The sequence below is a fragment of the uncultured Rummeliibacillus sp. genome, assembly GCF_934216135.1.
Lineage (GTDB): Bacteria > Bacillota > Bacilli > Bacillales_A > Planococcaceae > Rummeliibacillus.
The window spans coordinates 86,513-102,428 of sequence record NZ_CAKQBI010000009.1 but is presented as its reverse complement, the minus strand read 5'-3'; the positions used below and the strand labels follow the sequence as shown (position 1 = coordinate 102,428).

The window sequence follows — 15,916 nt, the reverse complement described above, 5'->3', positions numbered from 1 at the left end:
TCGGTCTATAATAACATTCCACATGTGAATATCCTCTTCCTTAATGTGATTTAATAATATTTCCAGGTTTTTCGATAGTTACTTTTACATCAATTTTGACATTGCTTTTTGAAAAATAATGTTGACCGCTTTCCCAATCATTTTTGATGGATGACCATAAAGAATAATGGTATTTATAAAGATGTGTATTTAGCCCGAGTAAATCTGTTTGCATATTTCCCTGTAAAAGAGAAACCGTATCTGTAGTCATTTCTGTAATCTTTTTTTCTAATTCTGTTTTTAACTTTTTATATTGGTGTTCGTTCATGATATCAAGGGAACCGTATTGCTCTGCGATGCCTGCTTGAACATCAATCTTATTCTTGAATTTTAAATGATTCTTATCATTATTTTTTAGTGAAAGTTTGCTATTTATTTTTAATATTTCAAGCGTTACATCATGATTATTAAATTTAATGTCCAAAGTGCCTGTTTGATCTTTTAAATTGATGAAATTTAATCCCTTCGCATTATCACCTGTTAACATACCTACAATTTTTTTCTTATTTCCGTTGTAGATTGACAGCCCAGAATAATTGATCGTTGAAGTATTTACAATATTTAATATTGGAATTGCGAAACTCTTTTTCGATAGAAGTAAAGATTGTACATCTCCAACTGTGAGTGGTTGTGCAATTTCTAAATTGGACTTATTCTCTAATAGTTTCGAAATATACATACCTGGTATCTTCTCATTTTCAGGGAGAATGTATAGGTAATCCCCAGCATGATCTTTTGTAATGGCAACTTTTACGTTACGTAACATTTCTTTCTCGCGTAAGAAAATATCCATTAAATCTGCAAATACTCCCTTTTCTGATGCAACTGCCTCAGAAAATAGGACAACATTTAGATGTGTCACATTTGTAATTCGGCCTGCTTGTTTAATCATATCTCGATTCATTTCAATAATAGTATTGCCAGTTTGAGTTAAATTCCGAAAGGCCGGCATCGTATTACCTCCACTGTTTTGAGCCTGTCCAAGCCCAGAAGGTACAATTAGTTGCTGTGTTAATTTGAATTTATCATTGTTATTTTGAGTAAAATCTCCATCAACGTTTTGATTTAATATTTCTTCGTCTTGCTGTAATTGCATTTTCCCATTTTCTTGCGGTTGTGGGTGTTCATTAATATTTATCATGCTAGGACTATTAGCAAGATCGACGGCAATCCCGGATACGAATCCTCTTTCTTCTACCTCATTTTTATCCCAGCAAGCAGAAAGAAGTAGCGGACAAAATAATAAAAAAATAATGCTCCTTATTTTAATCATTCATCTTCACACCCTTGATCAGTAACATAAATCCAAGAAGAAAAGTAACAAAAACTAAAAAGCCAATTTCTATATATACCATATAATTTGCAATCTTATTGACTTCGATATAATTTTTCGGCAGCATAGCTAAAAAGAAAATAATTGGAGATAAAATAAAAATAATAGTCTGTTTGTTGGCATTTTTAAAAATCAAATTAAGTAACAATACAGCAATATCAAAGGCCATTAAGCTTGTTGTAAAAACGATAATCGTCCAAATAATAAATAAAATCGAATCGAATCGTTCAATGAAGTTTCCTGGACTTGATACTATTTTTGACAATTCAAATACCGGATAGTAAAGATTATTTGTAGTAGCATTTCCAAAAATACCAATGCACACAATAAAAATAACAATATAGAAGAAAAATGGCCATAAGATCCCTAACACAGTCATCTTAGGTGTATGTTGCGGCTTTTTGACAAGAGAAATGTAAAATAGCACGATACTAAAACCTAAAAAGGCATGTAAACTAGAAGTTGTTCCTTGAACGATTCCTTTTAAATCCGTCTCAAAAATAGGAAGTAAATTTTCAAGTTTCATCGCTCCAAGAGGAAAGAAAATCAGTAATAAGAGCCCACCTATAACAAAGGGAAAAAAAAGAATGTTCAGACGGAAAATAGCTGCGCGCGAACCGCTGGCAGCATAGATAACTACGAGAATAAAGGCTAAACACACTACTTCTAATGGTGTGCGATCAAATAAATATTCATGGGATAATGTTGCAATTTCTCTAATTTGAAAAGACGAAATGGCAATATACTGTATGATAAAAACAATGCTCAACATAGTGGCAACTGGTTTCGAAACTAAATAAGATGCAAAAGAAAGAAATGATTGATTTGGAAAGGAACTTGCGATTTTTGCAAGGAACCATGCTAAAACAATTGCAATAAGGCCACCTAATAAAATAGTAAGCCAGCCATCCGCAGAAACTGTATTTTCAGCAATATGACGTGGTAAAAACAAAATGGTAATACTAGCAATATTTGAGGCTACGGCAAACATAATGTCTTTATCATTGATGAATTCTTTTGGCTCTTTATAAAGTGTCATGATTTACCTTTTCCTCCATTAGTCTTTTGCTTGCTTTTCATAGGTTCTAAAAATGGCTGAGGTTGCCGCTTTGTAAGTGTGGTAATGGGCGCTCGGATGACAACATTTTTTAAATCCCATAAGTGATTTGGAGCAAAAGGTGCTGAATAAGGGATTCCAATGCTTTTTAAATTTGCCAAGTGAATATGAATCATTATAAAGACTAGGATGATTCCATATAATCCAAGTAAAGTAGCAGCAAAAATGGCTCCAAAACGTATTACTCTAAGCCCTATAGAAAGACTGTAATTTGGAAGCGTAAATGCCGAAATTGCCGTAAGGGATATGGCAATGACCATTAAGGGAGTTACAATACCTGCTTGAACAGCAATTTCACCAATAACAATACCACCTACAATCCCAATGGTTTGACCAATTTTTCTAGGTAATCTTGTCCCAGCCTCTTGCAATATTTCGTAAAATAATGCAATTAATAATGCTTCAACTAAAGAAGGGAAAGGAACACCTTCTCTTGAGGCAGCAATGGTAAATAACAACTGCGTCGGTATCAATTCAGGATGATAGGATACGAGTGCTACATAAAGGGCCGGTAAAAAAAGTGTCATATAGAAAGAAACAAATCGCAAAAATCGTAATAATGTACTTATCAGCCATCTTTGGTTGTAATCTTCAATAGTTTTAAGGGAATCTCCAATTGTTATTGGCATAAGAAGAGCGAAGGGGGAACCTTCTACGATAATGCTAACTTTTCCCTTTAATAAATTATAGGCAACTCTGTCAGGCCTTTCTGTATCAAGTATTTGTGGAAATGGCGATAAATTACTGTCCTCAATCCATTGTTCAATAAATCCTGAATCTGGGGCAAAATCAACATTAATTGTTTTTAATCGCTGAACGACTTCATCTACTATTTCTTGTTTAACTTGTCCCTCAATATGACAAATCGCAACCTTTTGATTAGAATGTTTTCCAACTTCCATCATATTAATACGAAGATTTGGGTCTTTGATTTCCCTTCGTAGAAGCGCGAGATTAAATTTTAAATTTTCCACAAAACCGGACCTAGAACCGCGTATAACAGCTTCAGACTGTGGTTCCTCAATGGCACGAAATTCACCACCACTCGTCCCTAACTGAATAGCTAGGTCACAATTATCTAAGAGAACAACTGTATCTCCGCTTAATAAGGTTTTAATCACTTGATCGAGTTTTTGGGATTTTTTTATTTCAGTTAGTGCGATCATTTCTTCGTAAACCGTATTAAACAAATTTCCTTGAATGTCCTTTTTATTCAGCTCAAGAATTCTTAAGATGTTATTATTTACTTGCTCCTCGTTTACAAGTCCTTTCATATAAATCATGGCAAATTTATGTTCAATAATTCCAATGCTACTTTTTCGGATAATTAAGTCAGCTGGGCTTCCAAGGATCTTTTTTATGGTTTGAATATTATCTTCCAAACTTTTTTCAAGATAGCTTTTTTCAAATGAAGAATTGCTCATTTTATAACTCCTGTTCAGATACTGTCCTCATGCTTATGTTTTCTCAATTTCATAACATTAATACACTAATTGGTAAGTAAAAATTAAAAATATTGGTTTTGTACACTGTTGAAAATTACATACTAGGCTTTTCAAAAAGAGGAAGTGTTAACTGTATATTTTTATGGCAATTCTTATTTGAAGAAGATAAATTAGCAACGGTTTCAGTAAAATTAATAAGGAGTATAAATTCTGGACGGGTAACTTTAGATTGATATTCGAACTGATGATACTGATGATAGCTTTATATAATGACTGATAGTTTAGAATATTGACTTTTGAGTAAGTAATATAACAATAATTGAAGTTTAGTTATAATGATATAATTAATAAAGAGTGAAATAAAAAGAAATAACTATTATTTTACTTTATATTTGGTTTGTTATCAGTTTTCAAGATTCATATTTTAAAAGATGTGATTTTAGTCTTAAGGGACTAGAACAAGCTGTAGGAGGAGAAATTATAAAATTATGGATTGGTTCGATAGTGTATTAAATGAAGTAAATACATTTTTATATTCGTATTTATTAATAATATTGTTAATTGGAGCTGGATTGTTTTTTACCTTTAAAACAAAATTTATTCAATTTCGATTGATTCCTGATATGTTTAAACTTCTTACTGAAAAAGCTCCAAAAGACAAATCAGGAAAAAGAGGTATATCTTCTTTCCAAGCTTTTACGGTTTCAGCTGCTTCTCGTATTGGTACTGGGAACATTGCAGGTGTTGCAACAGCAATAGCAATTGGAGGACCAGGTGCTGTATTTTGGATGTGGATTGTTGCACTTATCGGTGGCGCATCTGCACTAGTCGAAAGTACATTGGCACAGGTATACAAAGTTAAAGACCATAGTACAGGAATGTTCCGTGGTGGCCCTGCTTATTATATGGAAAAAGGTTTAAATAAAAGATGGATGGGTGTACTTTTTGCCATTGTTATTACATTAACTTATGGTTTTGTTTTTAACGCTGTACAAGCAAATACGATTACAATTGCTTTTAAAGAAAGTTTTGGTACAAATCGATTACTAGTCGGTATAATATTATCCGTTTTAACAGCAGTTATTGTATTTGGCGGATTGAAACGTATTGTCAGTGTGACTCAAATTATTGTGCCCGTTATGGCGATTGCATATATCGTTATTGCACTTTTAGTTGTATTGATCAATTTTAAAGAACTTCCCAATGTGATTATTCTTATTGTTAAGTCTGCATTTGGATTACAAGAAGCATTCGCGGGAATGTTAGGAGCAGCAATCATGAATGGAGTTAAACGTGGTTTATTCTCCAATGAAGCTGGTATGGGTTCTGCACCGAATGCAGCTGCAACAGCATCAGTTACTCACCCAGTAAAACAAGGTCTGATCCAAACATTAGGAGTGTTTATTGATACTTTATTAGTTTGTACTTCAACTGCAGCGATTGTATTACTTAGTGATGCATATCTACAAACAAATGCAGCTTCGGTAAACTTAACTCAAGCATCGTTAGTTGGAATTCTAGGTGATTGGGCAGGCGTATTCTTAGCAATTGCTATATTTATGTTTGCATTTAGTACGGTAATTGGTAATTACTATTATGGTGAAATAAATATAGGCTTTATCAAGGAATCGAAAACGGCTCTATTGATATTCCGCATTTTGGTGGTAGCCTTTGTAATGTTTGGCTCAGTATCAAAAGTACAAGTTGTATGGGATTTAGCAGATCTATTTATGGCTATTATGGCGCTTATAAACTTGCTTGCTATTTTGTTACTATGGAAAGTGGCAAAACCTGTTATCAACAATTATTTGGCTCAACGTAAACAAGGTAAAGACCCAGTATTTTATAAAAAAGATGTACCGAATATTGGCGATGTCGAATGTTGGGACGATGAAGAAGAAAAACGTTAATATTGAATGAAAAAAACGAATCCCTTTTTGGTGGGATTCGTTTTTTTATTTTAAATTTAAGAAATCAGTAATATTCCAAACTACAAAATCTTGTATCAACACTTTCCACCGTCATTCTCCCAACGATCAATATCCCATCCATAGTCGTCCAATATCTCAGATGTCTCTTCGTTATTAGGATGAGTATCTGGTCTTGCTAGTAAAATAGTCAATGACATTTTATATCATCCTTTTTGAAAATAGATTGTATAACTATTTTATGCAACCTAGATGTTTCTGTTCATAACATGGTTGTTTTTATAACATGTAAAATAATTTTTCAAAATAAAAAGAGCTTAATGGGCAAAATAATGGTACAGTTAAAAGAAAAAATATAAAAGTGAGTAGGTAAAAATATGATCGAGGTAAAAACATCTCCAATAAGTGATGGAGAATTTAATAGAGGCGTCTTTGCTACACGTGATATCAAAAAAGGTGAGATTCTACACGAAGCTCCAGTCATTGCTTATCCAAACGAACAACATCAATATATTGAGCAAACCTTATTAGCAGATTATGCTTTTGAGTATGGAATTGGTCGCTCCGCTATCCTTCTAGGATATGGAATGCTGTTTAACCATTCTTATGAACCAAATGCAACTTATGAGATTAATTTTAGAAATCAAACATTTGATTTCTATGCTCACACAGATATAAAAGCTGGAGAAGAAATTTTTATCAATTATAATGGTGATGTCGATGATAAAGATCCTCTTTGGTTTAATCAAGAATAATGAACGATTTATTTGAAAGCCGTTAGCGCACCTCTATTAGATGACGGTAAATGTCCATAGCATAGGCTAAAAATAAAGCCACGAAAATTTTACTGATTGTAAAATTTCGTGGTTTTCATTTTAGATTTTGTCCAACCTATATAGCTTTCCTGTGCTATGCTAATGGGCAAACACCTATTAAATAAAATCAGAACTGACTTAGTTTAAGTACGATTGTAGAAAGAAGGACTAACATGAAGAAATACATAGGAGAAATACTTTTGCTTTTAACAGCTATTATTTGGGGGAGTGGCTATATTGGTATGAAAGTAGGGTTAGCACATTTAACTGTCTTTCAAATAATGGCCGGTCGTTTTGCCCTTGCAACTATATTTTTAACTATAATTTTCCACAAAAATGTGAAGCTAATTACGAAGCGAGTCTTATGGAAGGGAATCATACTTGGTGTAATTCTATTTTTAGCATTTACTGTGCAAACGATAGGGCTTGACTATACAACGCCATCCAAAAACGCATTTCTAACTGCAGTAAATGTAATGATTGTTCCTTTGATCGCCTTTGTTATATATAAGCGAAAGTTTGATGGCTTTGAAATGTTAGCAGCTTTGTTAGCGATTATAGGAATTGGCTTCCTTTCCCTACAAGGCTCGATGCAGATGAATATAGGAGATTTCCTATCCCTCGCAAGTGCAATAGGATTTGCTTTTGATATTTTTTATACAAATATGTTTGTGAAGACTGAGGATGCCCTTGCATTAACAATTGTTCAACTATTCACCGCAGCGGTATTGAGTATAATTGCTGTCATTGTATTAGGAGAAGTACCAACAACAATTTCATCAGAGGAAGTTTCTGTTATTTTATACTTAGGCATAGTTTGTACTACTATTGCGTACGTATGTCAAAATATCGGCATGCAATATGCGGACCCAACAAAATCAGCTCTTATTTTATCTACGGAAGCACTTTTTGGAACAATTTTCTCAGTGATTATCTTACATGAAATCCTAACAAGCCGAATGATTATCGGTAGCTTCATCATCTTAATAGCAATAATTATTGCCGAAGTAAAGCCAGCATTTAAACACGAAAAGAAATTAGAGAGCAAGGTTCATAATTGATATTGGGGATGAATGGATGCACAAAAGTTTTGTCATTATTTGAATGAAGCCATTTTTACAAGTACATGCTAGTTGATAACAATTACTTTTTAAGTTCTCACACTATATTATAAAAAGAAGCGTGATGAAGTGGAAAATAGTAAACATTATTTTTGGGCGGTTCAATTGCCTGATGATATTAAACAGAGTATTCAAGATAAGCTGCAAAGTCTTAAACAAAATTTCGCCTTTAAAAGGTGGGTACACAAGAGTGATTATCATATTACCCTTGCTTTTCTCGGAGCGATGGACGAGCAAAAGCAACATACTATAATCAATCTAGTAGGTAACTCGATTAAGGAAGAAAAAGCTTTTAATCTTACTATTCAAGGTATTAATATTTTCGGGAATCCAAAATCACCACGGATTTTTTGGGGCGCTGTTCAGCATGAAGATGCATTATTTAAACTTCAATCAATTATCCAGCAATCATGCTGTGATGCAGGATTTATTTTAGATAGTCGACCCTATAACCCTCACATTACTTTGGCAAAAAGATGGGGAGGGGACCAAGAATTTAATTCCGCACTTCTAGAAAAAAATAATCCTTTCCATGATAACTCTTTATCATTTATAGCTGATCGAATTGTTTTATATCAAACAAATTTAGACAAAGAGCCAAAATATGAGCCAGTTAAAACCTTTATGTTAAGAAGCTAATGATTGTCTTGATGGGATGAATCTGAGTTGTGCAAAAGGAAGCCCGAGTTGTGCAAAAGGAAGTCCGAGTTGTGTAAAAGGAAGTCCGAGTTGTGTAAAAGGAAGTCTGAGTTGTGCAAAAGGGACTGAGTTGTGCAAAAGGAAGTCCGAGTTGTGCAAAAGGAAGTTTGAGTTGTGCAAAAGGGAGCCCGAGTTGTGCAAAAGAAACCCTGAGTTGTGCAAAAGGGACTGAGTTGTGCAAAAGGGAGCCTGAGTTGTGCAAAAGGGAGCCCGAGTTGTGCAAAAGGGAGTCAAGTCCGAAGAATTGTGTAAATTAAAATCCAAGGTTACAGTTTCATCGATATCCTAGATTTGTATTTTCGAAGCTTATTTTATTTTTTTCTATGAAGGGGGTACCCCCTTCATAGAAAAAAATTTCGCGCGCTGCGCTGGCATTATTCATTTAATGACAAATTTTTTCTTTGCTTGTTCTTCTGCATAATCCATAAGAATGGCCCCTATTAGCCTAAAAGCAGATTGAGTATTTGGAAAGATACGAATTACTCTTTCTCTACGGCGAATTTCTTGATTCAAACGTTCTAACGAATTCGTACTATGAATAAATGTATGAAATTTAATTGGTTCGTTTAAATATTGGATGGCATCTTCGAAGCCTTCGTCTAATGTTTTCAGAGCTTTATCAAGCTTGGGATTATTTTCATAAAGTTTCATGAATTCATCCTTAAATGATTTAGCGTCCTCAAATTTCACAACGTTAAAAATTCGTTTCAAATCAACAACTACTTGAGGCATCTCTTTTTTGGGGATTTTATCGATAATGTTTCTTTTAAAATGAACAGAGCAACGTTGCCAGGAGGTACCAATAAATTCCCTTTGAATAGCTTTTTTTAATCCTTCATGGGCGTCTGATATAACAAGTTTGGGTGACTGTAATCCACGTGATTTTAAGTCTTGAAAGAAACCTTGCCAAGCCTCAAAACTCTCAATATGATCAATTTTTAATCCAATTACGTCTCTTTGCCCTGTTTCACATAGTCCTGTAGCAATATAAACCGCTTTAGAAACTACCCGGTTATGTTCACGGACTTTAATATACATTGCATCGACAAATATATATGGATAGTATTGAACATTCAGTGGTCTCTTTGCCCATTCATTTACTATTGGTTCAAGTCTTTCTGTAAGAGAAGAGACGAACGACTTAGATACATTTTCTCCACAGAGTTCTTCAACAACCTTTGTGACTTTACGTGTTGATACTCCATTTATGACCATTTCTAGCATAGAGAGCACAAAAGCTTGATCACAACGTGCATACTTTTGGAAAACGGATGTAGAAAATTCTCCTTCACGTGTTCGAGGAACACGTAGTTGTATACGACCGATACTGGTCAATAATTCACGATCGTAATAACCGTTTCGATAATCACGACGATCATCTGAACGTTCATAAGCAGAAGCTTGTAAATATTCATCTCGTTCCATTTCCATATATGCATTTAGTACAAGAACAATAGATGCCTTCATCACTGTATCGATATTAGAATTTATTACAGAATCTTTTAAAAGGTCCACATTTAGGTTAAACTGTAGTTGGGTCATTATTAATTCCTCCTCATTGTTTATCGTCGATGAAAACATTGTAACCAAGAGGGATTAATTTGACTCTTTTTCTTTTTACACAATTATATGGACTTAATCCAAAAGGGAGTCCGAGTTGTGCAAAAGGAAGTTTGAGTTGTGCAAAAGGAAGCCCAAGTTGTGCAAAAGAAACCCTGAGTTGTGCAAAAGGGACTGAGTTGTGCAAAAGGAAGCCCGAGTTGTGCAAAAGAAAGTTTGAGTTGTGCAAAAGGAAGTCCGAGTTGTGCTAAACAAAGCACCAGCTGTTTAAAGTAATTGCATCCGCTTTCCAAAAATCAAAATTGCATACTTTTGAAGTGGCTTACGTAGATTTCCATCTGACATGTAGCATAGAACCTACAATCCAAATAAAGAAAAATGTACACAGCTAAAGTCCAAATTTAGTAGTGTACATTTTTTATATGTGAAACATATATCTGAAGCTTCATAGAATCAATAGCTTATTCAACATCAATCATAAATTTTTTTACAAAAACAGCAGTGCCTGTAATAGCTATTTTTAAATCATCCTGATGTTGAATATGAACAATGACACGGCCATCTTTTTTTAATTCTTGTCCTTGTTCTACTATTAAATCATAATTTTCTTTTCGTGCGGGTTCTACGAATGTGGCATAATATGCACCCATTACCCCAGAGCCAGTACCTGTTACAGGATCTTCAATTGTTCCAGAGAATGGAGATGAAAAGTGTCTTGCATGCATATCGGCATCTGAAGCAAAGGCAGAAAAACTAAAAGGATGAACAGATGCTTTTGGCATTTCTTTTAAAATGTTAGGAAATGCTTCTGTATTGGGTTTCATCTTTTCAAAGGATTTGATATGTGCAATTGGGATGCAAAGTGTCCATTGCCCAGTGTTTCCATAAACAACGGGGTAACGAGCATCTATCTCATTTTCCGTAATATTTAATGCATTTGCCAAATCTTTTTTGGAACCTCTAAATTCAGCGAACTGCGGAGCTATATGTTCCATATATACTTGATAATATGAAGTGTTTTTCGACACATGAATCGATAAAATACCAGCAAGAGTTTCTATCGTATAGGAATCTTTCTTTATAAGTCTCTCCTGTTCCAATAAAGCTACGATACTGGCCATTGTGGCATGTCCACATAAAGGTGTTTCGTGACCAGGTGTAAAATATCGAATCCTAACATCTGCAATATCAGATGATAAGGTAAAGGCACATTCATTAAAACCTATTGATTTTGCAATTGATTGCATTTCTTCTGTTGTTAATGTCTCGGAATTTAATATAATTCCAGCGGGATTTCCTTTACCTGGCTTTGTAGTAAAGGCATCATAATGATAAACTTCTATTTGGGACATTATTTATTCACCATCTTTTGGATTTTATTTCCAACATTTTATTTTATAATACTTGATTATTAGAACAAATACTAGTATGTTCTGCTGAAAAAATGGCGATATGTTTTATAGGAGGTTTTTAAATGGAAAATAACGATATTTTAATTAGACTAAGATATGCCCTTGATATTAAAGATGTAGATATGGTGGAAATTTTTAAACTTGGTGGTGTACAACTTACAAAGGAACAAGTGAAAAAAATTCTTACTAAATTGACAGAAGAGGAAATTGAAGAAACAGAAGATTATCTTAAATGCAATGATCGAATGTTAGAATCATTTTTGAATGGGTTTATCACTTTTAAAAGAGGACCTCAACAATCAAAACCAGGCCAATCAAACAATACAGTTCCTACGAACAATGCGAAAGATCATGTTAATAATATGCTATTAAAGAAACTAAAAGTGGCGTTACAACTAAAGACAGAAGATATGCTAGATATTCTTGATGATGGCGGTATTGCAGTATCAAAAGGTGAATTAGGTGCTATTTTAAGAAAACCTGGACATCGAAATTATAAAGAATGCGGCGATAATTTTGCACGGAAGTTTTTAAAAGGTTTAACTGTAAGATACCGAGATGTAGATTAAGATACAAAAAGCCCCCAAATGGAGGCTTTTTTATTTACAGTTGAAAGAATCGTTTAGTATTTTCAACGGAATGTTTTGCTATATCTTCAGCGGATACACCCATATATTTAGCGATTTCACCAGCAATATAGGGTAAGAAAGCAGGTTCGTTACGTCCGTGTTTTGGCTTTGGACGAAGAGTCCTTGGTGTTAGATAAGGGGCATCCGTTTCGACCATCAAACGATCGAGGGGAATATATTTCACTGCTTCTTGTAAATCTTGTCCACGTCTTTCATCACATATCCAGCCTGTTACTCCAATATGGAATCCCATCGATACATATTTTTTGACTTCAGTTGTATTTCCAGTAAAACAATGGACTACTGCTTTATTGATAAGATCTGAATGGTTTTCCATGATTTCCACGAACCGTTCGTGTGCATCGCGAACGTGTAAAAAAAGTGGCATGTCCAACTCTCTTGCTAATTCTAATTGGGCTTCAAAACATTTCTCTTGGATTTGTTGCGATGAATACATCCGATTAAAATCTAGTCCGCATTCACCGATTGCTACCACTTCAGGATGTTGGGCTAATTGCTTTAAGCTTAGAATCGAATCTTGTGTAAATTCACTAGCTTCATGTGGGTGAATTCCTGCAGTAGAAAAGAGAATGTTGGGATATTGTTTTGCTATTGTAAGACTCTTTTCACTTCCGCTAACGCTTGAACCTGTTAGGATCATCTGTCCAACCCCGCTTTGAATTGCACGGTCTACTACTTCGTTTGAATCCTTTGCGAAACTTTTTTCTGTTAAATTTAAACCAATATCTATTAATGAATGCATTACATATGCCTCCTGCAATCTCTATATGTTCATTGTAGTGAAATACTTTGTGCATGTCACTATTCGTAGGCTGAAGGATAGATTTATCGAAAAATGAATACGACAAAAAACAGTTGGAAGATGTTTAACTCTTCCAACTGCCTTTTAATGCTTCTCTTGAGCTTTCGCAATATCTTTAGTTTGTTGAACTGTGCCATACGGATGTTGAACAGGAGCATAGATTGAATATAGTTTAATAGGTTTGTTGCCTGTGTTAATGAGGTTATGCCATTTTCCTGCAGGTATGATAAAAGCATCATCACCATGAACTTCTCTACGGAAAGTTAGTTGATCTTTACTATCGCCCATTACAATAACACCTTGCCCATCTTCGATTCTTACAAATTGGTCAATATGAGGATGGATTTCCAATCCTATATCATCACCAACCTCAATACTCATAAGTGTTAGTTGTAAATGTTTACCTGTCCAAAGGGCAGTACGATACGTATTGTTTAGTTTAGTAGCGCTTGCTATATTGATAGCGAAAGGATTCTTTCCATAATCTCTCAACAACATTGACTCATTATTATTCATAGGTGTACTTACTAGTTGAGGCGTAGAAGTTTGTGGGTAGGGCATAGCAACAGGTTGATACCCATGAGGTGATGGATACCAATTATAATAACCCTGGGTTTGTGAATAGCAATGTGTACATGGATACCAATTATAGTTATTTTGCATTTTTATCAATCCTTTTCTTAGGCTTCCATCATCAGTATATTCGTCAATTTGAAAAGTGTGACAGATGTCTGAAGGTGGTAAGTGGCAAGCGATAAAAGGAATGTAAATACAAGAGAATAAGTTTCATCGATGCTTTCGAACTTTGAAACTCCAAATAAAAAACTCACGCTTATCTTATTTGATACGCGTGAGCTTTAATGTTGAATATAAATAATAATAGTAAATGAAGATTTACTTATAATGTTATTTCTTCTTTTTCATCCACTACTTTCAATACTTCTTGTAAAGCGCTTGTCTCTTCGTCATTTAAAGGAATAATAGGTAAGCGAACGCCACCAACTGGGACTCCTTTAATATTCAATGCTGCTTTCACCGGTGATGGGTTTGGAGCGGCAAATAATCCTTTGAAAATTGGTAGAAGCTTACGATGATCTTGAGCAGCTTCTGTTGTATTGCCATTTTTGAATTTTGAAATCATTGCTTGCATTTCGTTGCCAATAATGTGTGATGCAACGGAAATGACACCTGTGGCACCAATTGATAGTGCAGGTAATGTTAAACTGTCATCACCAGAATATACTGCAAAATCTTCGGGTGTTCGGCTAATGGTTTCAGCCATTGCATCTAAGTTACCACTAGCATCTTTAATCGCAACGATATTAGGAATTTGAGCTAGGCGTACAGTTGTATCGACTGCCATATTAATCACGCTGCGGCCAGGAATATTATATAAAATGATTGGCAGTGTTGTTTCTTCAGCGATGGCTTTAAAGTGTTGATATAATCCTTCTTGAGAAGGTTTGTTATAGTAAGGAACGACTAGCATAATTGCATCGACACCAGCATTTTCAGCTTGTTTTGTCAATTCAATTGAAGCACTTGTATTATTAGATCCTGTACCCGCTACAACAGGAACTCTTCCGTCCACTATTCTCACAACAAATTTAAATAATTCTACTTTTTCCTCTGTAGATAGTGTAGGAGATTCACCTGTTGTTCCAGCCACTACAATCCCATCTGTGCCATTTGCGATTAAATGATTTATCAAGTTTTCTGCAGCAGGAAAATCGATTTCACCTTTCTGATCAAATGGTGTCACCATAGCCGTTAAAATTTGTCCAAAATTCATACTTCTCCACATCCTTCATTATTTTATATAAATAAACTAGAGGGAGAAGGGCAATTAGTAAGTTAACGCAAAAAAGCAACAACGAGGCTACGTTGTTGCAGTAGAAACAGTTTCATTTCTGTGCGTATGATAGCCCTCCATATAGATAACTACATGACAGTTCTGTATTTATTCAACAACAGAACCAGCTTCGAGAAAAATGAGGTTCTCTCCACTTCGGCAAATCCCCCTTTTCACAATCATCAACGGATCTCATTATCCTCCAATTGTGTACTAATGGTTTTTGCTCCTCTATCCTTACTTCAAAGAAAATATTGAAATAAGTGAATATTTAATTTAATGGAATGATACCACTTTTTTTACAGGATTGCAATGTCATAAATATTAGTTGTGTTATAACAGGTAATTATAAAATATATAAGACCTTACGATATACTTAGCTAGGGAGGGATATGGGGATGAGAAGAATAGTTGATGAATTAGCAACAACTATTTACGAAGTAGGTAAATGTTTGCTAAAAAGTTTTTCATATTTTATGGCAGGATTTATTTTAGTTAGTATCCTAATTTATAGTATTGTTTGGTTAATAAAATTTTTTGCATAAGGAATTTAATTTCTAAAGGAGGATGCACTATGACAAGAGATGAAAATGAAGATGAATTATGGGATGTTTATGATCAAGATCGTAGACTAACCGGAAGATTACATAGAAGAGGGGATCAAATGGATGAAGGAGACTATCATCTGGTAGTCCATGTCTGTATTTTTAATAGCGAAAATCAGTTATTGATTCAGCAAAGACAGCCTTGGAAAAAAGGGTGGCCAAATATGTGGGATTTATCAGCTGCTGGTTCTGCAGTAGCGGGAGATACTAGTCAAAATGCGGCAGAAAGGGAAGTAAAGGAAGAATTAGGACTAGTTATTAACCTATCAAATGAAAGACCACGATTTACGATAAATTTCCCTAATGGATTTGATGATTATTATATGATTACCCAAGATGTAAACATTGAAGAACTACAATTACAGGAAGAAGAAGTACAGGCTGTTAAATGGGTAGAACAGCAGGAACTAATGCAAATGGTTGAAGATGGAGAGATGGTACCTTACTATTTTTTACACCAAATTTTTGAATTAAAAGAGATTTGGGGCAGTCATAAGAGAAAGGACTTTTCAAGGGGAATCATAAAATAAGATTGGCC

16 protein-coding genes and 1 riboswitch are annotated in these 15,916 nt (G+C 34.5%); of the genes, 7 read left to right on the top strand and 9 right to left on the bottom strand.

Annotation, left to right across the window (positions count from 1 at the left end):
* Nucleotides 1-40: 40 nt before the first annotated feature.
* Genes Q0977_RS08220 through Q0977_RS08210 form a run of 3 tightly spaced genes read right to left on the bottom strand, consistent with a single transcriptional unit; the run spans nucleotide 41 to nucleotide 3,913 of the window.
* Nucleotides 41-1,312 (bottom strand): Ger(x)C family spore germination protein, encoded by a 1,272-nt coding sequence (locus Q0977_RS08220; RefSeq protein WP_299512429.1) that lies wholly within the window; start codon nucleotides 1,310-1,312, stop codon nucleotides 41-43.
* Nucleotides 1,305-2,411 carry an endospore germination permease gene (locus Q0977_RS08215; RefSeq protein ID WP_299512426.1) on the bottom strand — a complete coding sequence of 369 codons (1,107 nt, stop codon included), beginning with the start codon at nucleotides 2,409-2,411 and terminating at the stop codon, nucleotides 1,305-1,307. Before Q0977_RS08215 ends, Q0977_RS08220 begins: the two co-directional genes overlap by 8 nt.
* Nucleotides 2,408-3,913, bottom strand: coding sequence for a spore germination protein (locus Q0977_RS08210; RefSeq protein ID WP_299512424.1), 1,506 nt, complete (start codon nucleotides 3,911-3,913; stop codon nucleotides 2,408-2,410). Before Q0977_RS08210 ends, Q0977_RS08215 begins: the two co-directional genes overlap by 4 nt.
* Before the next feature lie 509 nt (nucleotides 3,914-4,422).
* On the opposite strand from Q0977_RS08210, the gene Q0977_RS08205 reads away from it, so the two are divergent.
* Nucleotides 4,423-5,844 carry a sodium:alanine symporter family protein gene (locus tag Q0977_RS08205; RefSeq protein WP_119414414.1) on the top strand — a complete coding sequence of 474 codons (1,422 nt, stop codon included), beginning with the start codon at nucleotides 4,423-4,425 and terminating at the stop codon, nucleotides 5,842-5,844.
* A gap of 95 nt (nucleotides 5,845-5,939) precedes the next feature.
* On the opposite strand, the gene Q0977_RS08200 is transcribed toward Q0977_RS08205, so the two are convergent.
* The gene (locus tag Q0977_RS08200; RefSeq protein ID WP_255416286.1) at nucleotides 5,940-6,062 is read right to left on the bottom strand and encodes a hypothetical protein; all 123 of its coding nucleotides are present in this window, start codon (nucleotides 6,060-6,062) and stop codon (nucleotides 5,940-5,942) included.
* 177 nt (nucleotides 6,063-6,239) lie between these two features.
* On the opposite strand from Q0977_RS08200, the gene Q0977_RS08195 reads away from it, so the two are divergent.
* The 3 genes from Q0977_RS08195 to thpR all read left to right on the top strand — a co-directional run bounded on the left by Q0977_RS08195 (nucleotide 6,240) and on the right by thpR (nucleotide 8,437).
* Nucleotides 6,240-6,617: an SET domain-containing protein gene (locus tag Q0977_RS08195; protein ID WP_119414417.1), complete on the top strand. Its 378-nt coding sequence runs from the start codon at nucleotides 6,240-6,242 to the stop codon at nucleotides 6,615-6,617.
* Between the two features lie 233 nt (nucleotides 6,618-6,850).
* Complete coding sequence (locus tag Q0977_RS08190) at nucleotides 6,851-7,738, top strand: DMT family transporter (protein ID WP_119414418.1); 888 nt, start codon at nucleotides 6,851-6,853, stop codon at nucleotides 7,736-7,738.
* A 129-nt stretch (nucleotides 7,739-7,867) separates the two neighbouring features.
* On the top strand, nucleotides 7,868-8,437 hold the full coding sequence (gene thpR / locus Q0977_RS08185) for an RNA 2',3'-cyclic phosphodiesterase (protein WP_119414419.1): 570 nt from the start codon (nucleotides 7,868-7,870) through the stop codon (nucleotides 8,435-8,437).
* Between the two features lie 438 nt (nucleotides 8,438-8,875).
* Here thpR and Q0977_RS08180 read toward each other — a convergent pair whose 3' ends face one another.
* Both Q0977_RS08180 and Q0977_RS08175 read right to left on the bottom strand, forming a co-directional pair.
* Nucleotides 8,876-10,039 carry an IS256 family transposase gene (locus Q0977_RS08180; protein ID WP_299512418.1) on the bottom strand — a complete coding sequence of 388 codons (1,164 nt, stop codon included), beginning with the start codon at nucleotides 10,037-10,039 and terminating at the stop codon, nucleotides 8,876-8,878.
* A gap of 479 nt (nucleotides 10,040-10,518) precedes the next feature.
* The gene (locus tag Q0977_RS08175) at nucleotides 10,519-11,409 is read right to left on the bottom strand and encodes a PhzF family phenazine biosynthesis isomerase (RefSeq protein ID WP_119414420.1); all 891 of its coding nucleotides are present in this window, start codon (nucleotides 11,407-11,409) and stop codon (nucleotides 10,519-10,521) included.
* A gap of 122 nt (nucleotides 11,410-11,531) precedes the next feature.
* Here Q0977_RS08175 and Q0977_RS08170 point away from each other — a divergent pair, with 122 nt between their 5' ends.
* The gene (locus Q0977_RS08170; protein WP_299512413.1) at nucleotides 11,532-12,038 is read left to right on the top strand and encodes a DUF1456 family protein; all 507 of its coding nucleotides are present in this window, start codon (nucleotides 11,532-11,534) and stop codon (nucleotides 12,036-12,038) included.
* A 34-nt stretch (nucleotides 12,039-12,072) separates the two neighbouring features.
* Here Q0977_RS08170 and Q0977_RS08165 read toward each other — a convergent pair whose 3' ends face one another.
* The 3 genes from Q0977_RS08165 to dapA all read right to left on the bottom strand — a co-directional run bounded on the left by Q0977_RS08165 (nucleotide 12,073) and on the right by dapA (nucleotide 14,713).
* On the bottom strand, nucleotides 12,073-12,861 hold the full coding sequence (locus Q0977_RS08165; RefSeq protein ID WP_299512410.1) for a TatD family hydrolase: 789 nt from the start codon (nucleotides 12,859-12,861) through the stop codon (nucleotides 12,073-12,075).
* Nucleotides 12,862-13,005: 144 nt separating this feature from the next.
* Nucleotides 13,006-13,584: a cupin domain-containing protein gene (locus tag Q0977_RS08160; RefSeq protein ID WP_299512407.1), complete on the bottom strand. Its 579-nt coding sequence runs from the start codon at nucleotides 13,582-13,584 to the stop codon at nucleotides 13,006-13,008.
* A 235-nt stretch (nucleotides 13,585-13,819) separates the two neighbouring features.
* Entirely contained in the window at nucleotides 13,820-14,713 is an 894-nt protein-coding gene (gene dapA / locus Q0977_RS08155; RefSeq protein WP_299512404.1) for a 4-hydroxy-tetrahydrodipicolinate synthase, read from the bottom strand.
* Between the two features lie 122 nt (nucleotides 14,714-14,835).
* Nucleotides 14,836-15,015, bottom strand: a riboswitch (Lysine riboswitch).
* A gap of 156 nt (nucleotides 15,016-15,171) precedes the next feature.
* Between dapA and Q0977_RS08150 the strand changes: the two genes are divergently transcribed.
* Nucleotides 15,172-15,318 (top strand): hypothetical protein, encoded by a 147-nt coding sequence (locus tag Q0977_RS08150; RefSeq protein WP_158582305.1) that lies wholly within the window; start codon nucleotides 15,172-15,174, stop codon nucleotides 15,316-15,318.
* 29 nt (nucleotides 15,319-15,347) lie between these two features.
* Nucleotides 15,348-15,908: an NUDIX domain-containing protein gene (locus Q0977_RS08145; protein WP_119414425.1), complete on the top strand. Its 561-nt coding sequence runs from the start codon at nucleotides 15,348-15,350 to the stop codon at nucleotides 15,906-15,908.
* Nucleotides 15,909-15,916: the final 8 nt, after the last annotated feature.